Source organism: Saccharothrix sp. CB00851, assembly GCF_001905065.1.
Taxonomy (GTDB): Bacteria; Actinomycetota; Actinomycetes; order Mycobacteriales; family Pseudonocardiaceae; genus Actinosynnema.
The window spans coordinates 21,503-48,437 of the sequence record NZ_LWLC01000022.1; the positions used below are offsets into that span (position 1 = coordinate 21,503).

Sequence of the window (26,935 nt, forward strand, 5' to 3'; positions counted from 1 at the left end):
TAGCAGGCAAAGGTGGACGCGCCGCCCTTGACACGTGCGGTAAGGCTGCGCCAGGTCGGCGGGATGACACGAAGCCCTCCTATGAGGGAGAAAGAGCGCCGCCAGTGGCACGTGCAGGGGGTCGCCGGCGAGCGCGGGGTCGAGCGGGCCCGGGGCGGGTGCGTCCGCTCTTCACAAAGTAGGGGTTCGTGTCATCCCGCCGACCTGGCGTAGCCCTACCGCACGTGTCAAGAGGGCCTCGTGCAAGCGTTGCCTGATACTCCAACTTCGGGGCCCTCTTGACGCGTGTGGTAGCCCGGAGGGAGGTCGGTGGGATGACACGCACCCCGGGACCACGCTGGGTCAGAAGTTCCCGACGCAACCAGACCCCGAACGGGACCGGGGGATGTCATCCTGCTGATCTGCCCGTCCGGCGAGGACGCTTTTCAAGGTTTTTGAAGGCCTTTTAAGCTTTCAAGCTCTTGCACGTTGACGGGAGGGCTCGGGCCCGCTGGGAGAGGTGTGACGGGCCCGAGCCCGGTCGGGTCAGTCCCGGCGGCGCACGCCGCCGAACGAGAGATCGTCACGCAACGCCCGACAAGCGGGCTTGGGCGCGAAGTTCTCGTCGAGGATGTTGGCCGCACCGTCACCCTCGAACCACCCGGGCACCCAGGAGTACCTGTCCGTGTACCCCCAGACCGTGAACGACAGGCAACCCGGCGTCACCAAGCAGGCGCGCAGCGCCGTGCGATACACGTTCGCCTGGGCCTGGAGCTTGACCGGGTCGGCCGGCAGCGCCATCCGCACGTCCGCCTCGGTCACCGCCGTGCGCAAACCCAAGGCGTCGAACCGCCCCAGGTTCTCCCGCATCGTCAACGGCGCGTGGTCGGCCGTGAGGTGACCCTGCAGGCCGACGCCGTGGATCGGCACGCCCTGTCGCAAGAGGTCGCGAACGAGGTCGTGCACGCCGTCGCTCTTGGCGTTGACCTCTTCGACCTCGTAGTCGTTGTAGAACAGCAGCGCGTCGGGGTCGGCCTCGTGCGCCCACCGGAACGCGTCCGCGATGTAACCGGGACCGAGCGCCCGCAGCCAGACGGTGTCGCGCGGCGACCCGTCGTCCTCGAAGACCTCGTTCACCACGTCCCACTGCCAGATCCGGCCCCGGTAACGCCGCACGGTGGTCTGGACGTGGTTCTTCAGCACCGCTCCCAGCTCGTCGGGCGGCACGTCCACCAGCCACGCCGGGTTCTGGTTGTGCCAGACCGGCGTGTGGCCGCGCACGCGCTGCCCGTTGGCCTGCGCGAACGCGACCAGCGCGTCCGCCGGACCCCACTCGTACCGCCCGCGGGCGGGCTCCAGCGCGGCCCACTTCATCGCGTTCTCGGCGGTGACGGTGTCGAACTGCGCCGCCACCCACGCCCGGTACTCCGCGTCCGCGGCCAACGTCGGCAGGTCGACGGCGGTGCCGAACGCGAGACCGTGCCGTGCCGCCAGCTCCCGCAGGGTCGGTTCCGCTGCCGCCGCGCGTGCGGCGGCAGCGGAACCCGCGGCCGGAACGGGTGCGACGTCCCGCATGAGCGTTCCTCCAGCCGCGAGTGGACTACTTGCCGAAACCGGCCGTGAGGCCGCTGAGCAGGAACCGCCGCCCGATCAGGTACACCACGAAGATCGGCAGCACGGACAGCGTCACGGCGGCGAGCAGCGCGGGCACGTTCGTGCCGAACTGCCCCTGGAAGTCCCACAACCCCAGGGTGAGCACCCGAGACGATTCCGACTGGGTGAGCACCAACGGGAAGAGGAACCCGTTCCACGCGTTGAGCGCCGTGTAGACGACGACCGTCATGATCGCGGGCCGCGCCAGCGGCAGGACCAGCGACACGAGCACCCGCATCGGGCCGGCGCCGTCGATCGCCTGCGCCTCGTACAGCTCACGCGGCACGTCGCGCAGGCTGTTGACCAGCACCAGCATCGCCACCGGCAGCGCGAACGCCGCCGTCGGCAGGATGATCGCGGTCAACGTGTCGTACAGCTGCATCCGGGTGATCATCAGGTACACCGGGATGATCGTGGCCTGCGCGGGGATCGCCAGCCCCATCAGCAGCAGGGTGAACCCCTTCTGCACGAACTGGCTGGTGTTGCGCACCACCGCGTACGCGGCGGGCACCGTCACCAGCACCACGATCGCCACCGTCGCGACGGTCACGACCACGTTGTTGAACAGGTACTGGCCGAAGCTGCCGGTGAGCACGGTGACGTAGTTGTCCAGCGTCAGCGCGTCCGGCACCTCCCACGCGCTCTTGCCGAGGTACTCGGAACGCGAGCGCAGGGACAACGTGACCAGGTAGAGCAGCGGTCCGACGACGATCGCCAGCCACGCCAGGGCGAACAGCCCGGCGGGCCAGTTGGGACGAGACTTCACGACCCCTCCTGCTGGCTGCTCATCTGACGGAACCCGCTCCAGCGCATCACCGCGAGCGACAGCGCGGTGCCGAGGACGACCAGCACGACCGCGATCGCGCTCGCGTAGCCCATCTCGAACCCGCTGAAGCCGGTGATGTACATGTGCAGCGGCAGGATGCGGGTCGCGGTGCCCGGCCCGCCCTGGGTCAGGATCAGCACGGTGTCGAACGTGGTCAGCGAGCCGACCAGCATGAGCACCGACGACGTGACGATGGTGTAGCGCAGCTGCGGCAACGTGATGTGCAGGAACTTGCTCACCCGCGAGGCGCCGTCGAGGGTCGCCGCCTCGTACAGCGACGGCGGTACCGCCCGTGCCGCGCCCTGGTAGAGCAGGGTGTGGAACGGGATGAACTGCCACGAGATCACGAGCACCACCGTGTACAGCGCGACGTCGGGGTCGCCCAGGAACAGCGGGCCGCCGACGAACGCGCCGAAGTTCGGGTCGAGCAGCGCCTGCCACAGCAACGCGATGGCGGTCGTGGACAGCAGCAGCGGCAGGAAGAAGATCGAGCTGAGCACCGCCCGGGACCGCTGCTTGCCTGCCGCCCAGACCCCGATCAGCAACGCGATCGGGGTCTGGACGAGCCACGACACGACCATCAGCACCAGGGTCCGCCACACCGAGGCACGCGCCTCGGTGTCGTCGAGCAACCGGGACCAGTTCTCACCGCCGTTGAGCGTCGGCGTGCCCAGCCCGTCCCAAGCGGTGAAGCTCAGGTAGATCACGAGCAGCATGGGCAGCGCCGCGAACAGGGCGAAGAACGTGAACGCCGGCACGGCATACCAGGCCGAAGGCCGCTGGGACGACATCAGCGCGCGGCCACCGCGTCGACGAACTGCTGCGGCGAGACCTTGCCCAGGAAGAACTCCTGGAGCTGCGTGAGCATGAACGTCGCGTCATCGGCGGGCAGGTCCTGGTCCCAGGACAGCTGGAAGTTCTTCGAGTCCAGCACCAGCTCGTAGATGAACGACGCGTACTCCGGGTTCGGCGACTTCTTCAGCTTCTCCTCGGCGCCCACCACCGGCGGGACGTCACCGGCGGCGACCAGCGCCTCGATGTAGGAGTCCTTGTGCAGCTCGGTGGTGACGAACTTCTTCGCCGCGTCCAGGCTCTTCGAGTCGGCGGTCGCGGAGTAGAAGTTGCTCACGTTGCCGACCAGGTTGCCCGGGTCGCCCTTGCCGCCGGGGATCGACGGGAACGCCACCCAGCCCAGGTCACCGTTCTTCACGAAGTCCGGGCTCTGGTCGAGCTGGTTGGTGTACTCCCACGTGCCCATGAGGTGCATGGCGGCCTTGCCCTGCGCCAGGATGGTCGAGGCGCCACCGGCGTCGTAGCCGACGGAGGCGAAGCTGTCGCCGAACGCGCCGCGGTCGATGAGGTCCTTGAGCTTGGTCATGGCCTCGACGACGGCCGGGTCCTTCCAGCCGGCCGGGCCCTTGTCCCGGATGTTCTGGAACACCTCGTGACCGGCCCAGCGGTCGAGCACGTACTCGGCCCACATCAGCTCGGTCCACGCCTGGGTGCCGGCGAGGGCGATCGGGGTGATGCCCTTGGCCTTGAAGGTGTCCACCAGCGTGAGCAGCTCGTCCCACGTGGTCGGCGGCTGGGCGCCTGCCTCGGTGAAGACCTTCTTGTTGAAGAACAGCAGCACGGGCTGCATGCCGCGCATCGGCACGCCGTAGTACTTGTCACCCAGCTTCGCGCCGTTGAGGACGCTGGGGATGAACGCGTCCTTGGCGGCCTTGTTCTCCTCGAGCACGGCCGTCAGGTCGGCGACCTTGCCGGCGTCGACGTACTCCTTGAGGTTGCCACCGCCCCAGTTGAAGAACAGGTCGGGGGCCTGCGGCGACCCGATGGCGACCCGGAGGCGCTGCTTGTACGGGTCGTTGCCGAACGTCTCCAGCGAGGCGTTGCCGCCGGCCGCCTTGAACGAGTCGATCGACAGGTTCTCGATCTTGTTGAGCACCGGGTCCTCGAGCGCCCAGATCTTCAGGGCACCTGCGTTGGTCTCGCCCGGACCGGACGTGCCACACGCGGACACCACTGCTGTCAAGGCGACTAGCCCCATCGCGATGAGGGGACGCACCCATGAACGGCGGGACATGCGACCGCCACCCTTCTGCCACGCTGCGGATTTGTTCGTGGCATCGAAATATTTCGAAACATCCACGACTTGCGCAGACCTTAGGCGGGTGTCCAACCGGTGTCAAGCATCACCAATCGGCGCGTCTCAGTGATGTTTCTGCACGTCAGGAGGTCACTCTTGTGTTTCGATCGAGTTTCGATACTATCGGCGCATGCGTCGAGCCACGTTGGCCACGATTGCCGCAGCAGCGGGGGTGTCTCTCCCGACGGTGTCCAAAGTCCTCAACGGGAAGGACGACGTCGGCGCGGAGACCAGGGCTCGGGTGCGGCAGTTGCTCGCCGAGTACGACTACGTGCCGGTGGGATCCCGGAGGGCCTCCGGCCACCTGTTGGTTGACCTCGTGTTCACCGCCCTGGACAGCCCCTGGGCGGTGGAGATCATCCGTGGTGTCGTCGACACCGGACTGCACGTCGTGGTGTCGTCCACCGACAAACCCCGTCAGCACACGTCCTGGGCGGCGTCGCTGGTCGAGGCCAGGCGCGCGGGCGCGCTCCTGGTCACCTCCCAGCTGACCGCCGCGGACCGCCGGGTGCTGGCCAACTCCCGCATCCCCGTCGTGGTCATCGACCCGGTCGACCTGCCGCAGCCGAACGTGCCCAGCGTCGGCGCCACCAACTGGGCGGGCGGCCTGGCCGCCACCGAACACCTCCTGCGCCTCGGCCACCGCCGCGTCGGCGTCATCGGCGGACCTGCCGGGATGCTGTGCAGCCGCGCGCGGGTCGACGGCTACCGCGCCGCGCTGGACCGCGCGGGCATCGCGTTCAACCCCGAGCTGGTCAAGCACGGGGACTTCAAGCACGAGGGCGGGTTCCGCCGCGCGGCCGAGCTCCTGGCGCTGCCGGACCGGCCGACGGCGATCTTCGCCGGCAACGACGAGCAGGCATTAGGCGTCATCGAGGCGGCCCGCGTCGTGGGCCTGTCCGTGCCGCACGACCTGAGCGTGGTCGGTTTCGACGACCTGCCGGTCGCGGTGTGGTCCTCGCCCGCCCTCACCACCGTGCGCCAGCCGCTCACCGAGATGGGCCGCCACGCGGGCCGCATGCTCGCCGACCTGATCGCGGGTCGCCCCGTGGAGACCGAACGGGTGGAACTGGCCACCGAACTCGTCGTCCGATCGTCAACGAAGGAGCCGCCGTGCTGAACCCCTGGGCCGATCCCGGAAGGCCGACCGGTGAGCGGGTCGCCGCCCTGCTGGCCGAGCTGACCCTGGAGGAGAAGCTGGCCCAGCTGGTGGGCGTGTGGGTGGGTATCTCGGAGGGTGAGGAGGTCGCGCCCGCGCAGCACGAGTTCGCCGAGCCGCTGCCGCCGTGGGACGAGCTGACCAAGCCCGGCCTCGGCCAGCTGACCCGCGTGTTCGGCACCGGCCCGGTCGAGCCGCTGGTCGGCGCGAAGGTGCTGGCCGAGACCCAGCGCAAGCTGGTCGCCAACACCCGCTTCGGCATCCCGGCCATGGCGCACGAGGAGTGCCTGGCGGGGTTCACCGCGTGGCAGGCCACCGTGTTCCCCATCCCGCTCGCGTGGGGCGCCTCGTTCGACCCGGAGACGGTCGAGCGGATGGCACGCGAGGTGGGCCTGGTGATGCGCGACGTCGGTGTGCACCAGGGTTTGGCCCCGGTGCTGGACGTGACGCGCGACCCGAGGTGGGGACGCACCGAGGAGACCATCGGCGAGGACCCGTACCTCGTCGGTCTCCTCGGTGCCGCCTACACCAAGGGCCTGGAGTCCAGCGGGATCGTGGCCACGCTCAAGCACTTCGCGGGCTACTCGGCCTCGCGCGGCGGGCGCAACCACGCGCCGGTGCACATGGGCCCGCGCGAGTTCGCCGACGTGGTGCTGCCGCCGTTCGAGATGGCGCTGCGGCTGGGCGGCGCCCGTTCGGTGATGAACTCCTACGCCGAGGTCGACGGCGTGCCGGCGGGCTCGGACCCGACCCTGTTCACCGACCTGCTGCGGGACAAGTGGGGCTTCACCGGCGTGGTGGTCGCGGACTACTTCGCGGTGTCGTTCCTGGAGACCGCGCACGGCGTGGCCGGCTCGCCGGGTGAGGCCGCGGCGCTGGCCCTGGCCGCCGGCATCGACGTCGAGCTGCCCAGCGTGCGCTGCTACGGCGAGCCGCTGGCGGAGCTGGTGCGGTCCGGGCAGGTGGACGAGGCGCTGGTGGACCGCGCGGTGGTCCGCGTGCTGACCCAGAAGTGCGAGCTGGGCCTGCTCGACGAGGGCTGGCAGCCGGACTCGCCCGCGGTGCTGCGCGGCGAGCCGGTCGACCTCGACCCGCCCGCGCTGCGCGACCTGGCCCGCACCATGGCCGAGCGCTCCGTGGTGCTGCTGGACAACGCCGCCGACGTGCTGCCGCTGCGTGACGCGGGCAAGCTCGCCGTGGTCGGCCCGTGCGCGGACGACCTGCTGGCGCTGATGGGCTGCTACGCCTTCCCGAACCACGTGGGCGTGCAGCACCCCGACGTGCCGCTCGGTGTCGAGATGGACACGATGCTGCAGGCCGTGCGCAAGGAGTTCCCGGGCGCGGCGGTCACCACCGCCAAGGGCTGCGAGGTCGACGGCGACGACCGGTCGGGCATCGAGGACGCCGTCGCGGTGGCGCGCGAGGCCGACGTGGTGCTGGCCGTGCTGGGCGACCGGGCCGGGCTGTTCGGCCGCGGCACGTCCGGCGAGGGCTGCGACGCCGAGGACCTGAACCTGCCCGGAGTGCAGCGCGAGCTGCTGGACGAGCTGCTGGCGCTGGACGTCCCGGTGGTGCTGGTGCTGCTGACCGGCCGCCCGTACGCGCTGGGGAAGTACGAGCCCTCCGCGATCGTGCAAGCCTTCTTCCCCGGTGAAGAGGGCGCGGGCGCGGTCGCGGGCGTGATCAGCGGGCGCGTCAACCCGTCCGGCAAGCTGCCGGTGCAGGTGCCGCGCGGTTCCGGCGGCCAGCCGACCACCTACCTGCACCCGCCGCTGGGTGGTCCGGGCGGGGTCAGCTCGGTCGACCCGTCGCCTCTCTACCCGTTCGGGTACGGCCTGTCGTACACGTCGTTCGAGCTGTCGGAGTTCACCGCGGGCGCGGAGTTCCCGGCCGACGGCGAGGTCGAGGTGTCGTGCCTGGTGCGCAACACCGGCGACCGGTCCGGTGCCGAGGTCGTGCAGCTGTACCTGCACGACCCGGTGGCGAGCGTGACCCGCCCGGTGCGCCAGCTCGTCGGCTTCGCGCGGGTCGAGCTGGAGGCCGGCGCGGCCACCGAGGTGACGTTCCGGCTGCACGCCGACCGCACCTCGTTCACCGGGCGCGACGGCAAGCGGGTCGTCGAGACCGGCGACGTCGTGCTGCAGGTCGGCTGTTCGAGCGAGGACATCCGCTGGGAGCACAAGGTGCCGGTCACCGGCGAGCCGCGCGTGGTCGGCCACGACCGCGTGCTGGTGACCCCGGTGACCACCACGGCACGTTGACCCGACGACCGTTGACCCGCTGACCACGACGTCACGATGAGGTGACCATGAGGTTGGTGCCCATGTCGGCGCCGCCGGCGCTCCCCGCGCCGGCGGCACCGGCCGCGGCCACGTCGACCCCGAACGGCCCGTCCCGGGTCGAGGGGTACGTCGTCGACCGCCCGGGACCGGGACGCTTCCCGTTGGCGTCCCGGGGCGCGGTGGCGCCCCTCGTGGTCAGCGACGCCGACCACCCCGGCGTCGTGCGGGTCGTCGGCGACCTCCGGGACGACCTCGAACGCGTCACCGGCGTGCGGCCGGAGATCACCTCGACCCCGCGCGGTGACGTGGTGATCGTCGGCACGGTCGGCCGCAGCCCGCTGGTCGACGGCCTGGTCGAGCGCGGCAAGCTCGACGTGTCGGCCATCGAGGGCAGGTGGGAGACCTCGCTGCAGCAGGTCGTGCACGACCCGATGCCGGGCGTGCGGCGCGCGTTCGTCATCGCGGGCAGCGACCAGCGGGGCACGATCTTCGGCGCGTACGACGTGTCGCGCGAGATCGGCGTGTCGCCTTGGTACTGGTGGGCCGACGTCCCCCCGGCCCACCGCACCGAGCTGCACGTCCTGCCGGGCAGGCACGGCCAGGGCACACCCGCGGTGCGCTACCGCGGTTTCTTCGTCAACGACGAGAACCCGGCGCTGGGCACGTGGGCGCCGAAGTACTTCGGCGACGGCCACGCGCCGGGCTACCCGGACGGGTTCAACCACCACTTCTACGCCAAGGTCTTCGAGACCCTGTTGCGGCTCAAGGGCAACTACCTGTGGCCCGCCGTGTGGGGCCGGGCGTTCGCCGAGGACGACCCGCTCAACCACGCGACCGCCGAGGCGTACGGCGTCGTCATCGGCACCTCGCACGAAGCCCCGATGATGCGTGGCATCGAGGAGTGGAACCGGCACGCGGAACCCGGCACGGGCGACCCGTACGGCGGCAACGGCGAGTGGAGCTTCCGGCGCAACCGCGAGGCCGTGGAGCGGTACTGGGCCGACGGCGTGCGGCGGATGAAGGACGAGGGCTTCGAGGGCGTGGTGACCCTCGGCATGCGCGGCAACGGCGACGCGAGCCTGCCCGACGGTGACGGCATCGAGCTGATGCGCGAGATCCTGGCCGCGCAACGGGAGATCCTGGCGCGTGCAGGCATGGCGGACGTCCCGCAGGTGCAGACGCTCTACAAGGAAGTCCAGCGCTACTGGGAACAGGGGCTGCGGCCACCGGACGACGTGACCGTGGTGTTCGCCGACGACAACTGGGGCAACCTGCGCAAGCTGCCCGCGCGCGACCTGGAGCCGCGCTCGGGCGGGTACGGCCTGTACTACCACTTCGACTACGTCGGCGGCGGGCGCAACTACAAGTGGGTCGACACCAGCCCGCTGCCGAACGTGTGGGACCAGCTGCACCAGGCCTACGAGTACGGCATCGACCGGCTGTGGGTCGTCAACGCGGGCGACGTGAAGGGCAACGAGCTGCCGCTGCAGTTCTTCCTCGACTACGCGTGGGACCCGGGGCGATGGCCGGTGGAGGAGCTGGGGGAGTGGGAGAGGCGTTACGCGGCGCGGAACTTCGGCGCGCGGTGGGCCGGTGAGATCGCTTCGATCCTGCACGAGTACGGCCGGCTGCAGTCCGTCCGCAAGCCCGAACTGCTCAACCGCAAGGCCTCCGGCGACGGCGCCGCGGTCACGTATGACGACCAGGCGTCGCCGTTCAGCCTGATCCACTACCGCGAGATCGATCGCGTCACCGAGTGGTGGCAGCGGCTGGCGGCCAGGGCCGAGCGGATCCGGGCGGAACTGCCGGCGTCGGCCCAGGACGCCTACTACCAGTTGGTGTACTACCAGGTGAAGGCGACGGCGAACCTGTACGCGTTGCGGCTGGCGGAGTTCACCAACCTGCTGTACGCGGCGCAGGGACGTGCGTCGGCGAACGCGTTGGCCGACGTCACGGACGCGAGGTTCGCCGAGGACCAGGCGATGTCGGACTACTACAACACGGCCCTCGCGGGCGGGAAGTGGCACGGCTTCCAGACCCAGCCGAAGATCGGCTACGGCGATGTCGCGCGGTACGGGCCCGACGCCCGGTGGCAGCAGCCCGAGCGCGACCACGGGGTGCTACCGGACGAGGTGTTCCCCGCCGTGCGGCGGATCGAGCTGCCGCCGGTGGCCGAGTTGGGCGTGGCCGTCGACGGCTCGGACCAGTGGTGGCCGGCGGCGACCGGACCGGCGACGCTGCCCGCGTTCAGCCCGTACCAGTCCCAGCCGGGGCAGTACGTCGACGTGTTCAACCGGGGCTCCATCCCGTTCGACTACTGGGCCACGTCGGGCGCGGCGTGGCTGGTGATCGACCGTCCACAGGGGACCGTGGACGACCAGGTGCGGCTGAACGTGCACGTCGACTGGGAGCGTGCGCCGAAGGGACGGACCACGGTGCCGATCACGATCACCGGCGCGGGCGCGCTGGTGACCGTGCGGGCGGTGGTGGAGAACGACCTGGTCGACCCGCGGGGTTTCGTGGAGGCCAACGGTTACGTCTCGATCGAGGCCGCCAACGCGACCCGGGTCGTGGACGGCGACGGCGTGCGGTGGCGGCGGATCCCGGACCTCGGTCGCACCGGCGACGGCGTGCAGGCGTTCCCGGTGACCGTGCCGAGCCGTGCGCCGGACGGGCCGCGGCTGGAGTACGAGCTGACCCTGCGTTCCGCCGGGCCGGTGACCGTGTGGGCGTACCTGTCGCCGCGCAACCCGGTGCTGCCCGGGCCGGGCCTGCGGTACGCGGTGTCGTTCGACGACCAGCCGCCGCGCGTCGTCGACATCACCGCGGCTACCGGCGCGGACGACACCACCATGAACCGCCAGTGGGAGCGCAACACCTCGGACAACGTCAACAAGACCGCCACCGGGCACCACTTGGACGCGGGCGTGCACACGCTCAAGTTCTGGCTGGTCGACTTCACCGTGGTGGTTCAGAAGCTGGTCGTGGACGCAGGAGGCCTCAGGTCGAGCTACCTGGGGCCCCCGGAGAGCCGCCGAGTCCACTGACCGGGCTGGGTCGTGAGAGGGCTATGGCGGTGGCCCTCTCACGACCCGCCAACTCGTTACAGGTGAGCGCGCAGGTGGCGGAGCTTGCGCTCGTCGTGCACCCGGGGCGTGGTGTGGCCGCTGAACGGGAACACCGCCATCTCCTTCGGCGCGGTGATCCCGTTGTACGCGGCGTACACAGTGGACGGTGGGCACACCTCGTCCATCAGGCCGACGCTCAGCAGCGACGTCGCGGTGATCCGCTTGGCCAGCAGCGCGCCGTCGACGTACCGCAGGGTGTCGAGGGCGGCCGGGATCAGGTCGACGTGGTGGGCCAGGAACTTCGCGATCTCCGCGTACGGCTCGGCGTCGGTGATCGTGATCGCCCGCTGGAAGTCGCACAGGAACGGCACGTCCGCGTGGCAGACCTTCACCGCCTCGCCGTTGAGCGCCGCGGCGGCCAGCGCCAGCCCGCCGCCCTGGCTGCCGCCGGACACCGCGATCCGGGTCTCGTCCACGCCGTCCAGGGAAGCGGCCACCTCGACGGCACGCGCGGCGTCCACCATGAGCCGCGTGACGTAGTAGGTCTCGGGGGCGGCGATGCCGCGCGTCATCACGCCGGGGTGCTCGGGGCCCGCGAACCCGGAGTCCGGGGTGGCGCCGAGCGTCCAGCGCCCGCCCTGGCCGCGAGTGTCCATCACGAACACCGCGTAACCGACCGACGGCAGCAGCGCGTGCTCCGAGGGCAGGCCGCGACCGCCGCCGTACCCGATGTAGCAGACCACGGTCGGCAGCGACTCGACACCGGCGCCCGCCGGGCGGATGTACCAGCCGCGGATGCGGTCGCCGCCGTACCCGGAGAACTCGACGTCCCAGACCGCGAGGGGCCCGTAGGCGTCGGCCGCGTACGGGGTGAGGACCGGCGGCAGCGCGGCGGCGCGGGCGTCCTCGAGGCGGGCCTTCCACCACAGGTCGAGGTTGTCCGGCTCGGCGGTGTCGGTCCGGTAGAGCGCCAACTCCCGTTCGGAGAGGTCGAACCAGGGCACGGCGGTCCCCTTTCACTTATCCGTTAAGCGCTTAATTACCCTACCGGGTCAGGCCGTGCGCTCGGCGGTCTAGACTCGATGATCACCGACCGAGGAGGCGCGGGTGGTAGGTGGAAAGCGTCCGACCATCTCGGACATCGCCAAGGCCGCGGGCGTGTCCACCGGCGCGGTGTCGTACGCGCTGAACAACCGGCCGGGTGTCTCCGAGCCGACCCGTCGCCGGATCATGGACATCGCCGACCGGCTCGGGTGGGTGCCCAGCAGCGCGGCGCGGTCGTTGAGCGACGGGCGGGCCAACGCGATCGGGCTGGTGGTGGACCGGCCGGCGCGGGTGATCGGCGTCGAGCCGTACTTCATGCAGCTGATCTCGGGCATCCAGGGCGCGCTGGCCGGCGGGCCGACGTCGTTGCTGCTCCAGGTGACGGACAACTCGGCGGCCGAGCTGGCGGCCTACCGGCGGTGGTGGGGCGAGCGCCGGGTGGACGGCGTGCTGCTGGTCGACCTGGTGCAGAACGACCCCCGGGTGGAGTTGGTGCAGGAGCTGCGGCTGCCCGCCGTGGTGCTGGGTGAGCCGGTCGTGCCGGACCTGCCGTGCGTGTGGACCGACGACGAGCTGGCCGTGACGGAGGTGCTGGAGTACCTGGTGGCGCTCGGGCACCGGCGCATCGTCCGGGTCGCGGGACCCACCAAGTTCGTGCACACGCAGACCCGTTCGCGCGCGTTCACCACCGCCGCCGCCCGGTTGAACCTGCCCGACGCGCGGGTCGTGCACGCGGACTACTCCGACGAGGCCGCCGCCCGCGTGACCCGTCGGGTGCTGACCGGCGGCACCGCACCTACCGCCCTCGTGTTCGACAACGACGTCATGGCCGTGTCCGCCCTCGGCGTCGCCCACGAACTGGGCCTCTCGGTCCCCGACCAGCTGTCCCTGGTCGCCTGGGACGACTCGGCCCTGTGCCGCCTGGTCCGCCCGGCCCTCTCGGCGGTCCGCCGCCCGATCGCCGAACGCGGCGCCGCCGCCGTGCGCCTGCTCCTGGACGTGATCAACGGCGCCCCACCGGAACAGGTGAAGACCTCGGACCCCGAACTGGTCCCCCGCTCCAGCACCGCCCACCCCCCAGCCTGACCCCGCGAGTCGAAACTTCAGGTCCCGCGTGTCGAACCCCCAGGTCCCGCGTGTCCTACGTTCCGGTCCCGCGTGTCCTACGTTCAGGACACCCGTGTCCCACGTCCAGGTTCGATCATGCCGTCGGGCGGCAAAAGCCCAGGTCGCGTGTTCTGAGTGTTGAACTCGGGTGTTCTGAACGTAGGACACGGTGGTCGCGAACGTAGGACACGCGCGTTCTGGATGTAGGACACGCGGGACTTGAGGGTTCGACTCGCGCGGGGGTGGGGGAGTGGGTGGGAGCGGTACCAGAGTGTTGACACTTAAGCGGTTAATTGCTTTGGTGTGGAGGCCTGCCGCGGGCAGGCGCGCTGCCCTGCGCTCGCTACGTCAACGTCGACAACAACGCGAGGTACATCCATGCGCAAGCGATTCGCCTTGGCCGGCGCCGCCGTCGCCGCCTTGGTCCTGTCACTGCTGACGGTGGTGCCGGCGCAAGCCGCGGCCGGGTTCACCGTCAGCAACGGGCGTCTGCTCGACGCCAACGGCAACGACTTCGTCATGCGTGGCGTCAACCACGCCCACACCTGGTACACCGACCGCACCACCCAGGCGCTCAAGGACATCAAGGCCACCGGCGCCAACACCGTCCGCGTGGTCCTCAGCTCCGGCGACCGGTGGACGCTCAACAACGCCGCCGACGTCACCAACGTCATCAACCAGTGCAAGGCCAACAAGCTCATCTGCGTGCTGGAGGTGCACGACACCACCGGCTACCAGGAGCAGAGCGGCGCGGTCAGCCTGGCCCGCGCCGTGGAGTACTGGAAGAGCATCCAGAGCGCCATGGCCGGCCAGGAGAAGTACGTCATCCTCAACATCGGCAACGAGCCGTGGGGCAACACCGGCTACACCGGGTGGACCCAGGCGACCAAGGACGCCATCACGTCGCTGCGCGCGGCGGGCTTCCAGCACACGATCATGGTCGACGCGCCGAACTGGGGCCAGGACTGGGCCTTCACCATGCGCGACAACGCCGCCTCGGTGTTCGCCGCCGACCCGCAGAAGAACACGGTCTTCTCCATCCACATGTACGGCGTGTTCGACACGGCGGCGGAGATCAACGACTACCTGAACCGGTTCGTCACGGCGAAGCTGCCGATCGTGGTCGGCGAGTTCGGCCACGACCACTCCGACGGCAACCCGGACGAGGACACGATCTTCGCCACCACCCAGTCGCTCAAGCTGGGCTACCTGGCGTGGTCGTGGTCGGGCAACGGCGGTGGCGTCGAGTACCTGGACATGGTCACCGGCTTCAACGCCGCCCAGCTCACCAGCTGGGGCCAGCGGGCGATCAACGGCGCGAACGGCATCAAGGCCACCTCCCGCCAGGCCACCGTCTACGACAGCGGCACCGGCCCGGACACCACTCCGCCGTCCGCGCCGGGCACCCCGTCCGCGTCCGGCGTCACGTCCTCCAGCGCCACCCTGACCTGGACCGCGTCCACCGACAACGTCGGCGTGAGCGGCTACGACGTGGTGCGCGTCAGCGGCACGACGGAGACCGCCGCGGGCAGCTCCGCCACGACCTCGACCACCATCACCGGCCTGTCGGCCAACACCACCTACACGTTCGCCGTGTACGCGCGGGACGCGGCGGGCAACCGCTCCACCCGCTCCGGCACGGTCAACGTCACCACGCAGGCCGGTGGTGGCGGCGGGTCGTGCGCGGTCACGTACAAGGTCGCCGGCCAGTGGCAGGGCGGCTTCCAGGGCGACGTGAAGATCGCCAACACCGGCACGGCCGCGGTGAACGGCTGGACGCTGCGCTGGACCTGGGCCAACGGCCAGACGGTCAGCCAGTCCTGGGGCGCCACCACGACCCAGTCCGGCGCCACGCTGAGCGCGACCAACGTGTCCTACACCGGCACGATCCCGGTGAACGGCTCGGTCAGCTTCGGCTTCATCGGCTCGTGGAACGGCACGAACTCGGTGCCCACCGCGTTCACCCTCAACGGCGCCACCTGCACGACGGCCTAGGAGTCCGCGATGTCGAGGAAAACCGCCGTCGCGGCGCTGTTAGCCGCGTTGGCCGCGCTCGTCGGCGTCCTGGTGGCCGCGCCAGGTCAGGCGGTCGAGGCCGCCGCACCGACGCGGATCATGGCACTGGGCGACTCGATCACCGGGTCGCCGGGCTGCTGGCGCGCCCTGCTGGACCGCGACCTGCGTGCCGCCGGGCACACGGACATCGACTTCGTGGGCACCCGCGCCGGTGACGGCTGCGGCTTCGCCTACGACGGCGAGAACGAGGGTCACGGTGGCGCGCTGGTCACCGCGGTCGCCGACCAGAACCAGCTCGTCGGGTGGCTCAACGCCACCAACCCGAACGTGGTGCTCATGCACTTCGGGACCAACGACGTGTGGAGCAACCGGTCGGCCGCGACCATCCTGGCGGCCTACGGCAAGCTGGTCGACCAGATGCGGGCGAACAACGCGAGCATGAAGGTGCTCATCGCCAAGATCATCCCGATGGCGGCGAGCGCGTGCGCGGAGTGCCCCCAGCGGGTGGCCGACCTGAACGCGGCGATCCCGGGCTGGGCGGCGGGCAAGTCCACCGCCCGGTCGCCGATCACCGTGGTCGACCAGTGGACCGGGTTCAGCACCGCGAGCGACACCTACGACGGCGTTCACCCGAACGCGTCCGGTGATCGCAAGATCGCGGACCGGTGGTTCCCGGCGGTGGTCTCGGCGCTCAACGGCACCACGCCCACGTCGACCACGACGTCAACCACGACCACTACTACTACGACCACCACGACCACCGCTCCCGGCGGCTCGTGCGACGTCGAGATCAAGGTCGTCAACAAGTGGCAGGGCGGGTTCCAGGTGGAGATCACCATCCGCAACTCCGGTGCCACGCCGAGCCGGACCTGGCGGATCGGGTTCACGTTCCTGCCCGGCATGGCCCTCGCCCAGGGCTGGAACGCCACCTTCGCCCAGGCCGGCACGTCGGTGACGGTGACCAGCGCGTCCTGGAACGGTGCCATCCCGCCGGCCGGGACGACGAAGGTCGGGTTCACCGGCACCGGTGACGCGACCGGCTGGACGCCGGCGCCGATCTGCGCGCTGTCCTGACCGGATCTCGCGGTTGTGCCTCCTCACGACGAGGGGGCACAACCGCGAGTGTGACTCAGGTCACATTCTGCGATGTAGGGAACGCCGTGTCGGCTCCGTCCGGGGGTTGCACGCGCCAAGATGGGCGCGAACGAAGACCTAGGAGTCCGACATGGCGAAGTTCCTGCTCCTCATGAACTACGGTCCGACCGCCAACTGCGACATCATGATGGACCAGTGGGCGCCCGAGGACATCGCCGCGCACATGCGCTTCCAACAGGACCTGGGCCAGGAGCTGGCCGACAACGGCGAGCTGGTCGACGCCCAGGGCCTGGCGAGTCCCACGCTGGCCAAGACGGTGACGTTCACCGGCGCGGGCGCGCCCGTCATCACCGACGGCCCGTTCCCCGAGACCAAGGAGCTGCTGGCGGGCTACTGGATGGTCGACACCACGCTGGAGCGCGCGCTGGAGATCGCGGCGAAGGCCTCCGCCGCGCCCGGTCCGAACGGCGTGCCGATCGGCCAGCCGATCGAGGTGCGCGAGGTGATGTCGGCGCCCACGACCTCCGACCTCTGATCCGTGGACCGGACCGTCGAGGACCTGCTGCGCGAGTGCGCGCCGCAGGTCCTCGGCACGGTCGCGCGCCGGTTCGGCGACTTCGCGCAGGCCGAGGACGCGGTGCAGGAGGCGTTGCTGGCCGCCGCGCGGCACTGGCCGGTCGACGGCGTGCCGGACAACCCGCGCGGCTGGCTCGTGCAGGCCGCCGTGCGCAGGATGACCGACCTGATCCGCAGCGAGGCCGCGCGCCGCCGCCGCGAGGCCGAGGTGTCCCGCGAGCCGGCGCCCGGTGACGTGGTGGACCGGGACGACACGCTGGTGGTGTTGTTCCTGTGCTGTCACCCGGAGCTGACGCCCGCGTCGGCGATCGCGCTGACGTTGCGCGCGGTGGGCGGGCTGACCACGGCGGAGATCGCCAACGCGTTCCTGGTGCCCGAGGCGACCATGTCCCAGCGCATCAGCCGGGCCAAGCAGAAGCTGCGCGGCGCGAGCTTCGCGATGCCCGGCCCGGACGAGTTCGCGGCCCGGCTGCGGTCCGTGCTGCACGTGCTGTACCTGATCTTCAACGAGGGCTACACCAGCAGCGTGGGCGGTTCGCTGCACCGCACCGAGCTGTCCGGCGAGGCGATCCGGCTGACCAGGGCCGTGCACGCCCGCCTGCCGTCCGACCCGGAGGTCGCGGGCCTGCTGGCGCTGATGCTGCTCACCGACGCCCGCAGGCCCGCGCGCACCGGCCCGGACGGCGCCCTGGTCCCGCTGGCCGAGCAGGACCGGTCGAAGTGGGACCAGGCGCTGATCGTGGAGGGCGTCGACCTGATCATGGCGGCGGTGGAGCGGGGTGCCATCGGCGAGTACCAGCTCCAGGCGTCGATCGCGGCCCTCCACGACGACGCGCGGCGCGCCGAGGACACCGACTGGCCGCAGATCCTGGGCCTGTACGGGCTGCTGGAGCGGATGACCGGCAACCCGGTGGTGTCGCTCAACCGGGCGATCGCGGTGGCCATGGTGCACGGTCCGGCGGCCGGCTTGGAGCTGGTCGACGCCCTCGCCGACCGCTTGCCCGGCCACTACCGCGTCGACGCCGTCCGGGCCCACCTGCACGAGATGTCCGGCGACGGGCCGCGGGCCGTGGCGCACTACCGCACGGCCGCCGCCCGCACCACCAGCGTGCCCGAGCAGCGCTACCTGTTGGACAAGGCCGCCCGCCTGGCCCGCTGACCGCCGGTATGCTCGGTGGGGGGTGGTGAGTCGTGACCCAGCGCAAACCGGCCGGTGTCGGCTTCGAGACCTGGATCGAGCGGCAGATCCGCGAGGCGCAGGACCGGGGGGAGTTCGACGACCTGCCCGGTGCGGGCAAGCCGTTGGCCGGGCTGCACGAGCCGCACGACGAGCTGTGGTGGGTGAAGGAGAAGCTGCGTCGCGAAGAGGGCACGGCGCTGCCTCCGACGTTGCTGCTGCGCAAGGAGGCGGCCGCCGCGCGTGAGGCCGCCGGGAAGGCACGCACCGAGGCCGAGGTGCGTTCGATCCTGGCCGCGATCAACGCCAGGATCGAGGACGCCATCCGCAAGCCGATGTCGGGACCGCCGCTGAACCTGATGCCGTTCGACGTCGAGCACGTGGTCGCGCAATGGCGGGAGGACCGGGCCTAGCGCTACCGGCGCTTGCGGGTTCGCCGGGCGATCGCCGCGGCCTGCTCCAGTTCCTGCTGGGGCGTGTCGAGGACCCGGCCGAGCCAGGCGCGCCAGTAGGGGCCGGGGATGCGCTTGCCGCGTTCCCAGCGGGACACCTCTTCCCTGGTGATGCTGACGTTGCCGGACGCCGCGTGCAGCCGTTCGGCCAGGTCGTACTGGGCCAGGCCGACCCGGCGCCACGGCGGGCCGACCACCACCGCCACCTCGGCCGCACCCGGTTCGCCGGTCGCCTCGTAACGCGCGATCGCCACACCCCGGTTGGTGGAGTCCCGGGCGACGATGGCGCAGCGGCGCACGTGGTCCAGGTCGGTGAGGTAGGTCAGCAGGGCGGGCGTCACCGGCGGCGCCGCGCCGCAGAACCGCTGGAACAGCGTGTCCACGTCCGCCCGGCGCAACGCCTCGGCCAGTTCGTCACGGTCGGCGGGCGTCACGGGCGTCAGCCGCACGTGCCGCCCGTCGGCCAGCCGCGAGCCGCGTGCGTCCGGGGATCTCGTTGCCATGGGTGTGTCACTCCTGTCGACGTTCGCGGGCAGCCACGCCGTCGGAGCTGCTGGTGGGGGAGGTGCGCGCCGTGACCGGCCACCGGCGGCGGATCGCCGCGGCCGCGCGGGCGGTCGCCCGAGGCCGCGGGGAACGCGATCACCCCTCGATTCCGGCCCCACGGCGGGCGTCGGCGCAGGGGGCCAGTGCGCACCCCTGACGGCGGCTCCCGCCGGGGTCGCGCCGGTGTCACCCTGGGTACCCCGCAGCCACATGCCTGTTGGATCCCCTCCACCGCTCTAGTGGAATTGCGAGGTGCGGCGATGGCAGAACCTCAGCACGTCCCGGCACACATCGGGGTCGAGGACGTGGAGCGCTTGGAAGCCGAGACCGAACGCCTGCGCGGGTTGGACTACCGGGAGGGCGGCCGGGCGTGCCGTGACGCGGCGATCGGCTGCGCGGCGTGGCACGACCGGTTCCTCGACGCCGCGGGCCCGGGCCGGGTGCACCGACGGCTGCTGGTCGCGTTGGCCGACCTGCACAACCTGGCCGCGTGGACGTGCTTCGACACCGGCCGGGAGGGCGCCGCCGCGCGGCACTGGGAGCGGGCGCTGGGGCTGGCGGTCGAAGCCGGGCACCACGACCTGCAGGCCAACATCCACTACCGCGTGGGCCGGATGCGGCTGCACGGCGGCAAGCGGCGCGCGGCGCTGCAGGCGTTCGGGGCCGGCCTGGTCGCGGCCAACCGGGCCGGTTCGCGGCGTGCCGTGGCCATGCTGCGCGCGAACCAGGCGTGGGCGTACGCGGGGCTGGGCGACCGGGATGAGGCGGTGCGGCTGCTGAACCTGGCCCAGGACGAGTTCGCCCGCGCGTCCGGCCCGGTGCCGGGGTGGGCGCGGTTCTTCGACGAGACGGACCTGTGCGGGTTGAGCGGGGTGGTGCTGACCGAACTGGCCCGGACGGTCGACCCGGCGCACACCTCGGCCGCCATCGACTCGCTCGACGCGGCCGTGGCGGGCTACCCGGAGGGCATGACGCGCAGCCGCGCGTTCAGCCTGATGGCGTTGACCGCGAACCACCTGGTGGACGGGGACTTCGACCACGCGGCCGAGGTGGGCGACCGGGCGCTGGCCGTGGCGGGCGTGGTCGGCTCGACCCGCGTCGCCGACCGGCTGCGACCGCTGCGCCGGCTGGCCGACCGCTATCCGGGCAACGCCCACGCCCGGACGCTGTCGGCGCGGATCGCCGCCTTCACGCCACCGGTCTGAGAGCCCTGCCCGGAACCGGTTCCGGGGTTCCGCGCCGCCCCCGGCCCACCAGGGTCGGGGGCGGCGTCGTTTTGTCGAACGGCAATCGAACGAAGTTACGTCGTTGACGTGTGGCGGATACTTTCGCAATACTCTGTTCGCACTTCTGGAACGTGTTCACACTTATGAACAAATTCGCCGCGGAAGGCCCCTCGTCATGCGGATACTCAGTACTGCGCTCGTGCTCTCCTGCGCCCTTGGCGTGACCGCGGCGGCACCCGCGCACGCAAGTCATGACCTGGGCAGACAGGTTCTCCAGCCCGGTGACGGGTGGGCTTCGAGCGGCACCGGAACGACCGGTGGGTCGGCTGCCACCACCGAGCACGTCGTGCGCACCGCGGCGGAGTTGCGTGCCGCCCTGGCGTCGCCCGCCCCGCGCCTGATCAAGGTGCGGGGCGTGATCGACGTCAGGGCTGATTGCGCAACATATGCCACGGGCGGCTACACGCTCGCGGGCTACCTGGCCGCATACGACCCTGCTGTTTGGGGGCGTGACGCTGAGCCGAGTGGCCCAATGGAGGACGCCCGCGCCGCCTCCGCGCGCAACCAGGCGGCGGCCATCGCGTTCAACGTCGGCTCCGACACCACGATCGTGGGCGACGGCAAGGGCGCGGGCATCACCGGCGCGAACCTGCGCATCCACGGCGTGAGCAACGTGATCGTCCGCAACCTCACGTTCCGCGACACCCGCGACTGCTTCCCCCAGTGGGACCCGACCGACGGCGCCGAGGGCAACTGGAACTCCGACTACGACGCGGTGTCCCTCCAGCGCGCCACGAACGTGTGGGTCGACCACAACACGTTCACCGACCAGCCGCACCCGGACAGCGCGGCGCCGACCTACTTCGGCCGTCCCTACCAGCAGCACGACGGCTCGCTCGACATGACCAGCGGCACCGACCTGGTCACCGCGTCGTACAACCTGTTCTCCGACCACGGCAAGACGATGCTCATCGGCTCGTCCAACACCTCGACCACGGACCCGGGCAAGCTGCGGATCTCGGTGCACCACAACATCTTCCGCAACGTCGAGGAACGCCTGCCGCGCGTGCGGTTCGGCAAGGTCCACGTCTACAACAACCTGTACGAGCCCGGCCCGACGTTCAACTACGCCTGGGGCGTGGGCGTGCAGTCCGCGCTGTACGTGGAGAACAACTACGTCAAGCTGCGCAACGGCGGCGCGGTCGAGGACCTGATCTACAACTGGGGCGGCACGGCCATCACCGAGGTCGGCACGCTCGTGGACGGGCAGCCGGTCGACGTGCTCGACGCGTTCAACGCGGCCAACCCGACCGCGCAGCTCGCCGGTGACGCCGGGTGGACGCCCGAGTTCACCCGCGGGCTGGAGGCCACGTCCCGGATCAAGAACCTCAAGGCGGGCGCCCAGCAGCGCGAGCGCTACCACGTGGCCAAGGGCACGGACTTCGACACCGTCCAGGCCGCGATCGACGCCGCGCCGCCCGGCACCACCATCACCATCGGCAAGGGCGTGTACCGCGAGGTCATCCGGGTGCCCGCGACCAAGCCGGGCCTGACGCTCAAGGGCTCCACCGGCACCGCGCGCGACGTCGTGATCGACTACGACAACGCCAACGGCACCAAGAAGCCCGACGGCACCACCTACGGCACCACGGGCTCGGCCACCGCGACCATCGAGGCCGACGGCTTCACCGCCCGCGACCTCACGTTCAGCAACTCGTTCGACCGGGCCGCGCACCCCGAGATCACCAACACCCAGGCCGTCGCGGTGAAGGCGACCGGCGACCGCCAGTACTACGACCGCGTCCGGTTCCTCGGCCACCAGGACACCCTGTACGCCGACACGCGGGCCGCGGGCACGAAGGCCCGCCAGTACTACCGGGGCAGCGAGATCGTCGGCGACGTCGACTTCATCTTCGGCCGCGCCACGGCGGTGTTCGACCAGGTCACGATCCGCGCGCTGGACCGCGGCGGCGACCCGAACGGCTACCTCACGGCCGCCAGCACCCGCCGCGACAACCCCCACGGCTTCCTGATCATGAACTCCAGGATCCTCAGCGACGCCCCGGCGGGCACCTACTACCTCGGCCGGCCCTGGCACCCCGGCGGCGACCCGGACGCCGTCGGCTCGGTCGTCATCCGCGACACCAAGCTGCCCGCCGCGGTCAAGACCGCGCCGTGGACCGACATGTCCGGCTTCTCCTGGCGTGACGCCCGGTTCGCCGAGTTCCGCAACTCCGGCCCCGGCGCGACCACCGGACCCGACCGGCCGCAGCTCACCCACGAGCAGGCCTCGCAGCACACCCTCCGCGCGTACCTCGGCGACTGGAACCCCGCATGAGGACACGCACGTGGGCGCCCTACGCCCTGATCGCACCGACGCTGGTGCTGATGGCGGTCTTCCTGGTCTACCCGATCGGGAGCGTCGTCTACTACAGCCTCCAGCGGTACAACGTCACGCAGCCGTGGAAGAACGGCTTCGCGGGGCTGGACAACTTCAAGCAGATGCTGTTCGACGACCCGCTGTTCTGGCAGAGCCTGGCGTTCAGCGCCAAGTGGGTGTTCGTCGAAGTCGGCCTGCAGCTGCTGCTCGGCCTGATCCTGGCGCTGATCGTGAACGAGACGTTCATCGGTCGGGGCATGGCGCGGGCACTGGTGTTCTCGCCGTGGGCGGTGTCCGGCGTGCTCACCACCGGCATCTGGATCCTGCTGCTCAACCCGTCCACCGGCATCTTCCAGCAGCTGTCGCAGTGGGGCATCGGCTCGCCGGGCACCTCGGTGCTCGGCAACCCCGACACGGTGTTCGAGGCCCTCGTGGTCACCGAGCTGTGGCGCGGTGTGCCGTTCTTCGCGATCCTGCTGCTCGCCGACCTCCAGAGCATCCCCAAGGACCTCTACGAGGCGGCGTCGGTGGACGGCGCGAGCCGGTGGCGGCGCTTCACCAGCGTCACCCTGCCGCACCTGAAGGACGCGATCATCCTGTCGACGCTGCTGCGCGCGGTGTGGGAGTTCAACAACGTCGACCTGATCTACACCCTGACCGGTGGCGGTCCCGCGAACCAGACCACGACCCTGCCGCTGTACGTGGCCAGGCAGGCCGTCGACTCGCACAACTTCGGGTACGGCTCGGCGCTCACCGTGGCCGGGTTCCTGATCCTGCTGTTCTTCTCGATCGCCTACCTGAGGCTGTCGAAGTTCGGGAGTCGCGCATGACCGAGATGCTGGGCAAGACCGACACCTTGGTGCGCGAGGTCGCCGAAACCACGCACGAGCACACGCCACCGCCCCGCAGGCGGCGTCGCCGGGCGGTGGCCGAGGAACCGGGCAAGCGCTGGATGATCCACGTGCCGCTGGTGCTGTACTTGCTGTTCACGCTCGTCCCGTTCTACTGGATGATCGTGTTCGCGGTGCGGCCGACCGGGTCGACGCAGCTGGTGCCGTGGCCGATCACGTTCGAGCACTTCGACACGGTGTGGAACGACATCGGCTTCGGGATCTTCTTCTACAACAGCGTCGTCATGGGCCTGGGCGTGCTCGTGTTCGTGACCATCCTGTCGGTGATGGGCGGGTACGCGCTCGCGCGGTACAAGTTCCGCGGCCAGCGGGCGTTCCTGCTGGCGATGCTGTGCAGCCAGTTCATCCCCGGCGCGATGATGCTGATCCCGCTGTTCGTGATCTTCAAGGGCCTGGGGCTGCTCAACAGCATCACCGGCCTGGTCATCGCCGAGGTGGCGTTCCAGCTGCCGCTGTCGCTCATCCTGATGAGCGGCTTCATCCGCAACATCTCGGTGGAGCTCGAAGAAGCCGCCATGGTGGACGGCTGCTCGCGGCTGCGCGCGTTCTTCGCGGTCGTGCTGCCGCAGCTCAAGCCCGCGCTGGTGGCCGTCGGGTCGTTCGCGTTCATCGGCGCCTGGAACCAGTTCCTGTTCGCCCTGATGTTCGCCACGCGGCAGGACAAGTTCACCCTGCCAGTGGGCCTGAGCTTCACCCTGGGTGAGTTCAACACCGACTTCGGCGCCCTCGCCGCGGGTGGTGTCGTCGCGGCCGTTCCGGTCGTCCTCGTTTTCGCCGTCGTGCAGCGGTTCCTGGTGCAGGGGCTCAGCGCCGGGGCTGTCAAGGGATAGGGAGCATCATGAGAAAACTGCTGGTCGCCGTGGCCGCCGCCGCGCTGGCGCTGTCCGCCTGCTCGTCGGGGGGAGGTGCGGGCGGTGACGGGAACGTCACCATCACGTTCTGGGACAACAACGGCGGTCCCGCCCGTGAGCCGATCTACAAGGAGCTGATCTCGCGCTTCGAGGCCGCGAACCCGACCATCAAGGTCGAGTACGTCGGCATCCCCAGCGCGTCGGTGCAGCAGAAGTACGACACCGCCATCGCAGGCGGCGAGACGCCCGACGTCGGCGGCGTCACCACCTCGTACCTCGCGCACCTGGTCGGCCAGGAGGCGCTGGCACCGCTGGACGACCGCATCAACGGCGGCGCGCTGAAGGACAAGCTCCTGCCGTCGCTGGTGGAGACGGTCCGGCAGACCGCGCCGGACGGCAAGCTCTACATCGTGCCCTCGTCGGCCAACATGGACATCATCTGGTACCGCGTCGACTGGTTCAAGGAAGCCGGCATCGAGCCGCCGAAGACCTGGGACGAGTTCATCACCGCCGCCACCAAGCTGACCGACACGGCCGCGAACAAGTACGGCTACACCATCCGCGGTGGCGCCGGCTCGGTGTTCCAGCTGATCACCGAGGCCTACGCGTACTCCGGCGTGGACGAGTTCTTCAAGGACGGCAAGAGCACGCTCGCCGACCCGGCCAACGCCGAGCTGGTCGACAAGATCGCCGACCTGTACAAGAAGGCCACCCCCGAGGCCGACGTCAACAACAACTTCACCCAGATGATCGCGCAGTTCACCGGCGGCTCCGTCGCGATGATGCACCACAACCTCGGCTCCTACAGCGACGTGACCAAGGCGCTGGGCGACAAGGTCGCCGCCATCCCGCTGCCGGTCGGCCCGAGCGGCAAGCGCACCGTCGTGCCCAACCCGACCGACGGCTTCGCGGTGTTCAAGAACAGCGAGAACCAGGACGCGGCCTGGAAGTTCGCCGAGTTCCTGACCTCGGCCGAGTCCAACAGCTACTGGAACGAGAAGGTCGGCCAGATCCCCGCCAACACCGACGTGCGCAGCGCCGCGTGGATCGACAAGGCCGCGCACGTGAAGATGGCGCTCGGCGTCCTTGAGGACCCGGCCACGGTGCTCGTCCCCGCCCCGGTCTACCTGCCGCAGTACTCGTCCATCACCAAGACCGACAGCGAACCCCAGTACCAGAAGGTGCTCCTGGGTGATCTCTCCGCCCAGCAGTTCCTCGACGACATGGCGAAGAAGCTCACCGAGGCCCAGAAGGAATGGGAGGACCGGAAGTGATCGAGCGCGTCGAGGTGTCGGTGTTCACGACCACCGCGTGGACCGCGGTGGACCCGCACGGGCACCGGCACCCGAGCGCCGAGCACGAGGTCCGCGAGGCGCTGCTGGAGATCACCGACTCCGACGGTGTGGTCGGACGCGTCCAGGTGCACCCCGACCAGCTGCGGCCCGCCGTGCTCGACTCGATCGTGAAGCCCGTGCTGATCGGCGCGGACCCGTGGGACCGGGAAGGGCTGTGGCGCAGGATGGCGCGCAAGCAGCGCGGCTCCCACGGCCGGTTCACCGATCGGGCACTGGGTTACGTCGACACCGCGCTGTGGGACCTGGTGGGCAAGAAGGTCGGGCAGCCGGTGTGGAAGCTGATCGGCGGCGCGCGGGACCGCGTCCCGGCCTACGCCAGCACCATGTGCGGCGACGAGATCCCCGGCGGGCTGAGCACGCCCGGCGACTACGCGTCGTTCGCGAAGCAGTTGGTGGAGCGCGGTTATCGGGCGATCAAGCTGCACACCTGGATGCCGCCGGTGCCCGGCGCGCCCAGCGTGCGCGCGGACATCGCGGCGTGCGAGGCGGTGCGCGAGGCGGTCGGACCAGAGGTGGCGTTGATGCTGGACGCCAACCACTGGTACTCGCGCACCGAGGCGCTGGAGCTGGGCCGGGCCTTGGAGGCGCTGGACTTCTACTGGTTCGAGGAGCCGATGGAAGAGGCGTCGATCAGCTCCTACCGGTGGCTGGCCGAGCAGCTGTCCATCCCGGTGATCGGACCCGAAGTGGCGTGGGGCAAGCACCTGAGCCGCGCCGAGTGGATCACCGCGGGCGCGTGCGACATCCTGCGCGCGGGGCCGACCGACGTCGGCGGCATCTCGCCGACGCTGAAGGCGCTGCACCTGGCCGAGGCGTTCAACATGGACTGCGAGATCCACGGCGACGGCTCGGCGAGCCTGGCCGTGCTCGGCGGCACGGACAACGGCCGCTGGTACGAGCGCGGCCTGCTGCACCCGCTGCACGACTTCGACCGCGTGCCGCCGCACCGGCTCGCGATCGCCGACCCCCTCGACGCGGACGGGCACGTCACCCTGACGTCCTCTCCCGGTCTCGGTGACGAGTTCGACGTCGAGCACATCCGCAAGCACACCGTGGAGAGGTGGTGAGTCCGGTGTAAGCCCT

Annotated in this window: 21 protein-coding genes; 15 read left to right on the forward strand and 6 right to left on the reverse strand. The window is 70.5% G+C overall.

From position 1 onward, the window contains the following. Positions 1 to 525: 525 nt before the first annotated feature. The 4 genes from A6A25_RS21210 to A6A25_RS21225 are packed head-to-tail and all read right to left on the reverse strand — an operon-like array spanning position 526 to position 4,508. Entirely contained in the window at positions 526 to 1,554 is a 1,029-nt protein-coding gene (locus A6A25_RS21210; RefSeq protein WP_073892563.1) for an endo-1,4-beta-xylanase, read from the reverse strand. A gap of 25 nt (positions 1,555 to 1,579) precedes the next feature. Then, on the reverse strand, positions 1,580 to 2,398 hold the full coding sequence (locus A6A25_RS21215) for a carbohydrate ABC transporter permease (RefSeq protein WP_073892564.1): 819 nt from the start codon (positions 2,396 to 2,398) through the stop codon (positions 1,580 to 1,582). Next, a complete protein-coding gene (locus A6A25_RS21220) occupies positions 2,395 to 3,249 on the reverse strand; it encodes a carbohydrate ABC transporter permease (RefSeq protein WP_073892566.1) in 855 nt (284 codons plus the stop codon). The genes A6A25_RS21215 and A6A25_RS21220 overlap by 4 nt, the downstream gene beginning before the upstream one ends. Further along, positions 3,249 to 4,508 (reverse strand): extracellular solute-binding protein, encoded by a 1,260-nt coding sequence (locus A6A25_RS21225; RefSeq protein WP_083668528.1) that lies wholly within the window; start codon positions 4,506 to 4,508, stop codon positions 3,249 to 3,251. The genes A6A25_RS21220 and A6A25_RS21225 overlap by 1 nt, the downstream gene beginning before the upstream one ends. 229 nt (positions 4,509 to 4,737) lie before the next feature. Here A6A25_RS21225 and A6A25_RS21230 point away from each other — a divergent pair, with 229 nt between their 5' ends. Genes A6A25_RS21230 through A6A25_RS21240 form a run of 3 tightly spaced genes read left to right on the forward strand, consistent with a single transcriptional unit; the run spans position 4,738 to position 11,095 of the window. Next, positions 4,738 to 5,727, forward strand: a complete 990-nt coding sequence (locus A6A25_RS21230) for a LacI family DNA-binding transcriptional regulator (RefSeq protein WP_053716050.1) — start codon at positions 4,738 to 4,740, stop codon at positions 5,725 to 5,727. Then, complete coding sequence (locus tag A6A25_RS21235; protein ID WP_073892569.1) at positions 5,721 to 8,027, forward strand: glycoside hydrolase family 3 N-terminal domain-containing protein; 2,307 nt, start codon at positions 5,721 to 5,723, stop codon at positions 8,025 to 8,027. Before A6A25_RS21230 ends, A6A25_RS21235 begins: the two co-directional genes overlap by 7 nt. 47 nt (positions 8,028 to 8,074) lie before the next feature. Next, positions 8,075 to 11,095, forward strand: coding sequence for a glycosyl hydrolase 115 family protein (locus tag A6A25_RS21240; RefSeq protein ID WP_241828833.1), 3,021 nt, complete (start codon positions 8,075 to 8,077; stop codon positions 11,093 to 11,095). Between the two features lie 56 nt (positions 11,096 to 11,151). Here A6A25_RS21240 and A6A25_RS21245 read toward each other — a convergent pair whose 3' ends face one another. Then, entirely contained in the window at positions 11,152 to 12,120 is a 969-nt protein-coding gene (locus A6A25_RS21245; RefSeq protein WP_073892572.1) for an acetylxylan esterase, read from the reverse strand. A gap of 103 nt (positions 12,121 to 12,223) precedes the next feature. Between A6A25_RS21245 and A6A25_RS21250 the strand changes: the two genes are divergently transcribed. The 6 genes from A6A25_RS21250 (at position 12,224) to A6A25_RS21275 (ending at position 18,544) form a co-directional block, all read left to right on the forward strand. Further along, positions 12,224 to 13,246 (forward strand): LacI family DNA-binding transcriptional regulator, encoded by a 1,023-nt coding sequence (locus A6A25_RS21250; RefSeq protein ID WP_073892573.1) that lies wholly within the window; start codon positions 12,224 to 12,226, stop codon positions 13,244 to 13,246. A 399-nt stretch (positions 13,247 to 13,645) separates the two neighbouring features. Further along, complete coding sequence (locus A6A25_RS21255; protein WP_073892575.1) at positions 13,646 to 15,262, forward strand: cellulase family glycosylhydrolase; 1,617 nt, start codon at positions 13,646 to 13,648, stop codon at positions 15,260 to 15,262. Between the two features lie 9 nt (positions 15,263 to 15,271). Further along, positions 15,272 to 16,357: a cellulose binding domain-containing protein gene (locus A6A25_RS21260; protein ID WP_073892577.1), complete on the forward strand. Its 1,086-nt coding sequence runs from the start codon at positions 15,272 to 15,274 to the stop codon at positions 16,355 to 16,357. 151 nt (positions 16,358 to 16,508) lie between these two features. Then, positions 16,509 to 16,913: a YciI family protein gene (locus A6A25_RS21265; RefSeq protein ID WP_073892579.1), complete on the forward strand. Its 405-nt coding sequence runs from the start codon at positions 16,509 to 16,511 to the stop codon at positions 16,911 to 16,913. Positions 16,914 to 16,916: 3 nt separating this feature from the next. Beyond that, positions 16,917 to 18,113: an RNA polymerase sigma factor gene (locus A6A25_RS21270; protein ID WP_073892580.1), complete on the forward strand. Its 1,197-nt coding sequence runs from the start codon at positions 16,917 to 16,919 to the stop codon at positions 18,111 to 18,113. 32 nt (positions 18,114 to 18,145) lie between these two features. Continuing rightward, a complete protein-coding gene (locus A6A25_RS21275; RefSeq protein ID WP_073892582.1) occupies positions 18,146 to 18,544 on the forward strand; it encodes a J-domain-containing protein in 399 nt (132 codons plus the stop codon). 2 nt (positions 18,545 to 18,546) lie between these two features. Here the strand turns inward: A6A25_RS21275 and A6A25_RS45650 are convergent, their stop codons facing one another. Beyond that, positions 18,547 to 19,086 (reverse strand): helix-turn-helix transcriptional regulator, encoded by a 540-nt coding sequence (locus A6A25_RS45650; protein WP_241828834.1) that lies wholly within the window; start codon positions 19,084 to 19,086, stop codon positions 18,547 to 18,549. 303 nt (positions 19,087 to 19,389) lie between these two features. Between A6A25_RS45650 and A6A25_RS21285 the strand changes: the two genes are divergently transcribed. The 6 genes from A6A25_RS21285 to A6A25_RS21310 all read left to right on the forward strand — a co-directional run bounded on the left by A6A25_RS21285 (position 19,390) and on the right by A6A25_RS21310 (position 26,919). Next, on the forward strand, positions 19,390 to 20,334 hold the full coding sequence (locus A6A25_RS21285; RefSeq protein WP_073892583.1) for a tetratricopeptide repeat protein: 945 nt from the start codon (positions 19,390 to 19,392) through the stop codon (positions 20,332 to 20,334). Between the two features lie 367 nt (positions 20,335 to 20,701). Then, positions 20,702 to 22,693: a pectinesterase family protein gene (locus tag A6A25_RS44840; RefSeq protein WP_198932798.1), complete on the forward strand. Its 1,992-nt coding sequence runs from the start codon at positions 20,702 to 20,704 to the stop codon at positions 22,691 to 22,693. Beyond that, the gene (locus tag A6A25_RS21295) at positions 22,690 to 23,565 is read left to right on the forward strand and encodes a carbohydrate ABC transporter permease (RefSeq protein WP_073892586.1); all 876 of its coding nucleotides are present in this window, start codon (positions 22,690 to 22,692) and stop codon (positions 23,563 to 23,565) included. The genes A6A25_RS44840 and A6A25_RS21295 overlap by 4 nt, the downstream gene beginning before the upstream one ends. Then, positions 23,562 to 24,476 (forward strand): carbohydrate ABC transporter permease, encoded by a 915-nt coding sequence (locus A6A25_RS21300; protein ID WP_073892588.1) that lies wholly within the window; start codon positions 23,562 to 23,564, stop codon positions 24,474 to 24,476. Before A6A25_RS21295 ends, A6A25_RS21300 begins: the two co-directional genes overlap by 4 nt. 8 nt (positions 24,477 to 24,484) lie before the next feature. Next, a complete protein-coding gene (locus A6A25_RS21305; protein ID WP_073892589.1) occupies positions 24,485 to 25,771 on the forward strand; it encodes an ABC transporter substrate-binding protein in 1,287 nt (428 codons plus the stop codon). Continuing rightward, positions 25,768 to 26,919 (forward strand): enolase C-terminal domain-like protein, encoded by a 1,152-nt coding sequence (locus tag A6A25_RS21310; RefSeq protein WP_198932799.1) that lies wholly within the window; start codon positions 25,768 to 25,770, stop codon positions 26,917 to 26,919. Before A6A25_RS21305 ends, A6A25_RS21310 begins: the two co-directional genes overlap by 4 nt. The last annotated feature ends 16 nt before the right edge of the window (positions 26,920 to 26,935 follow it).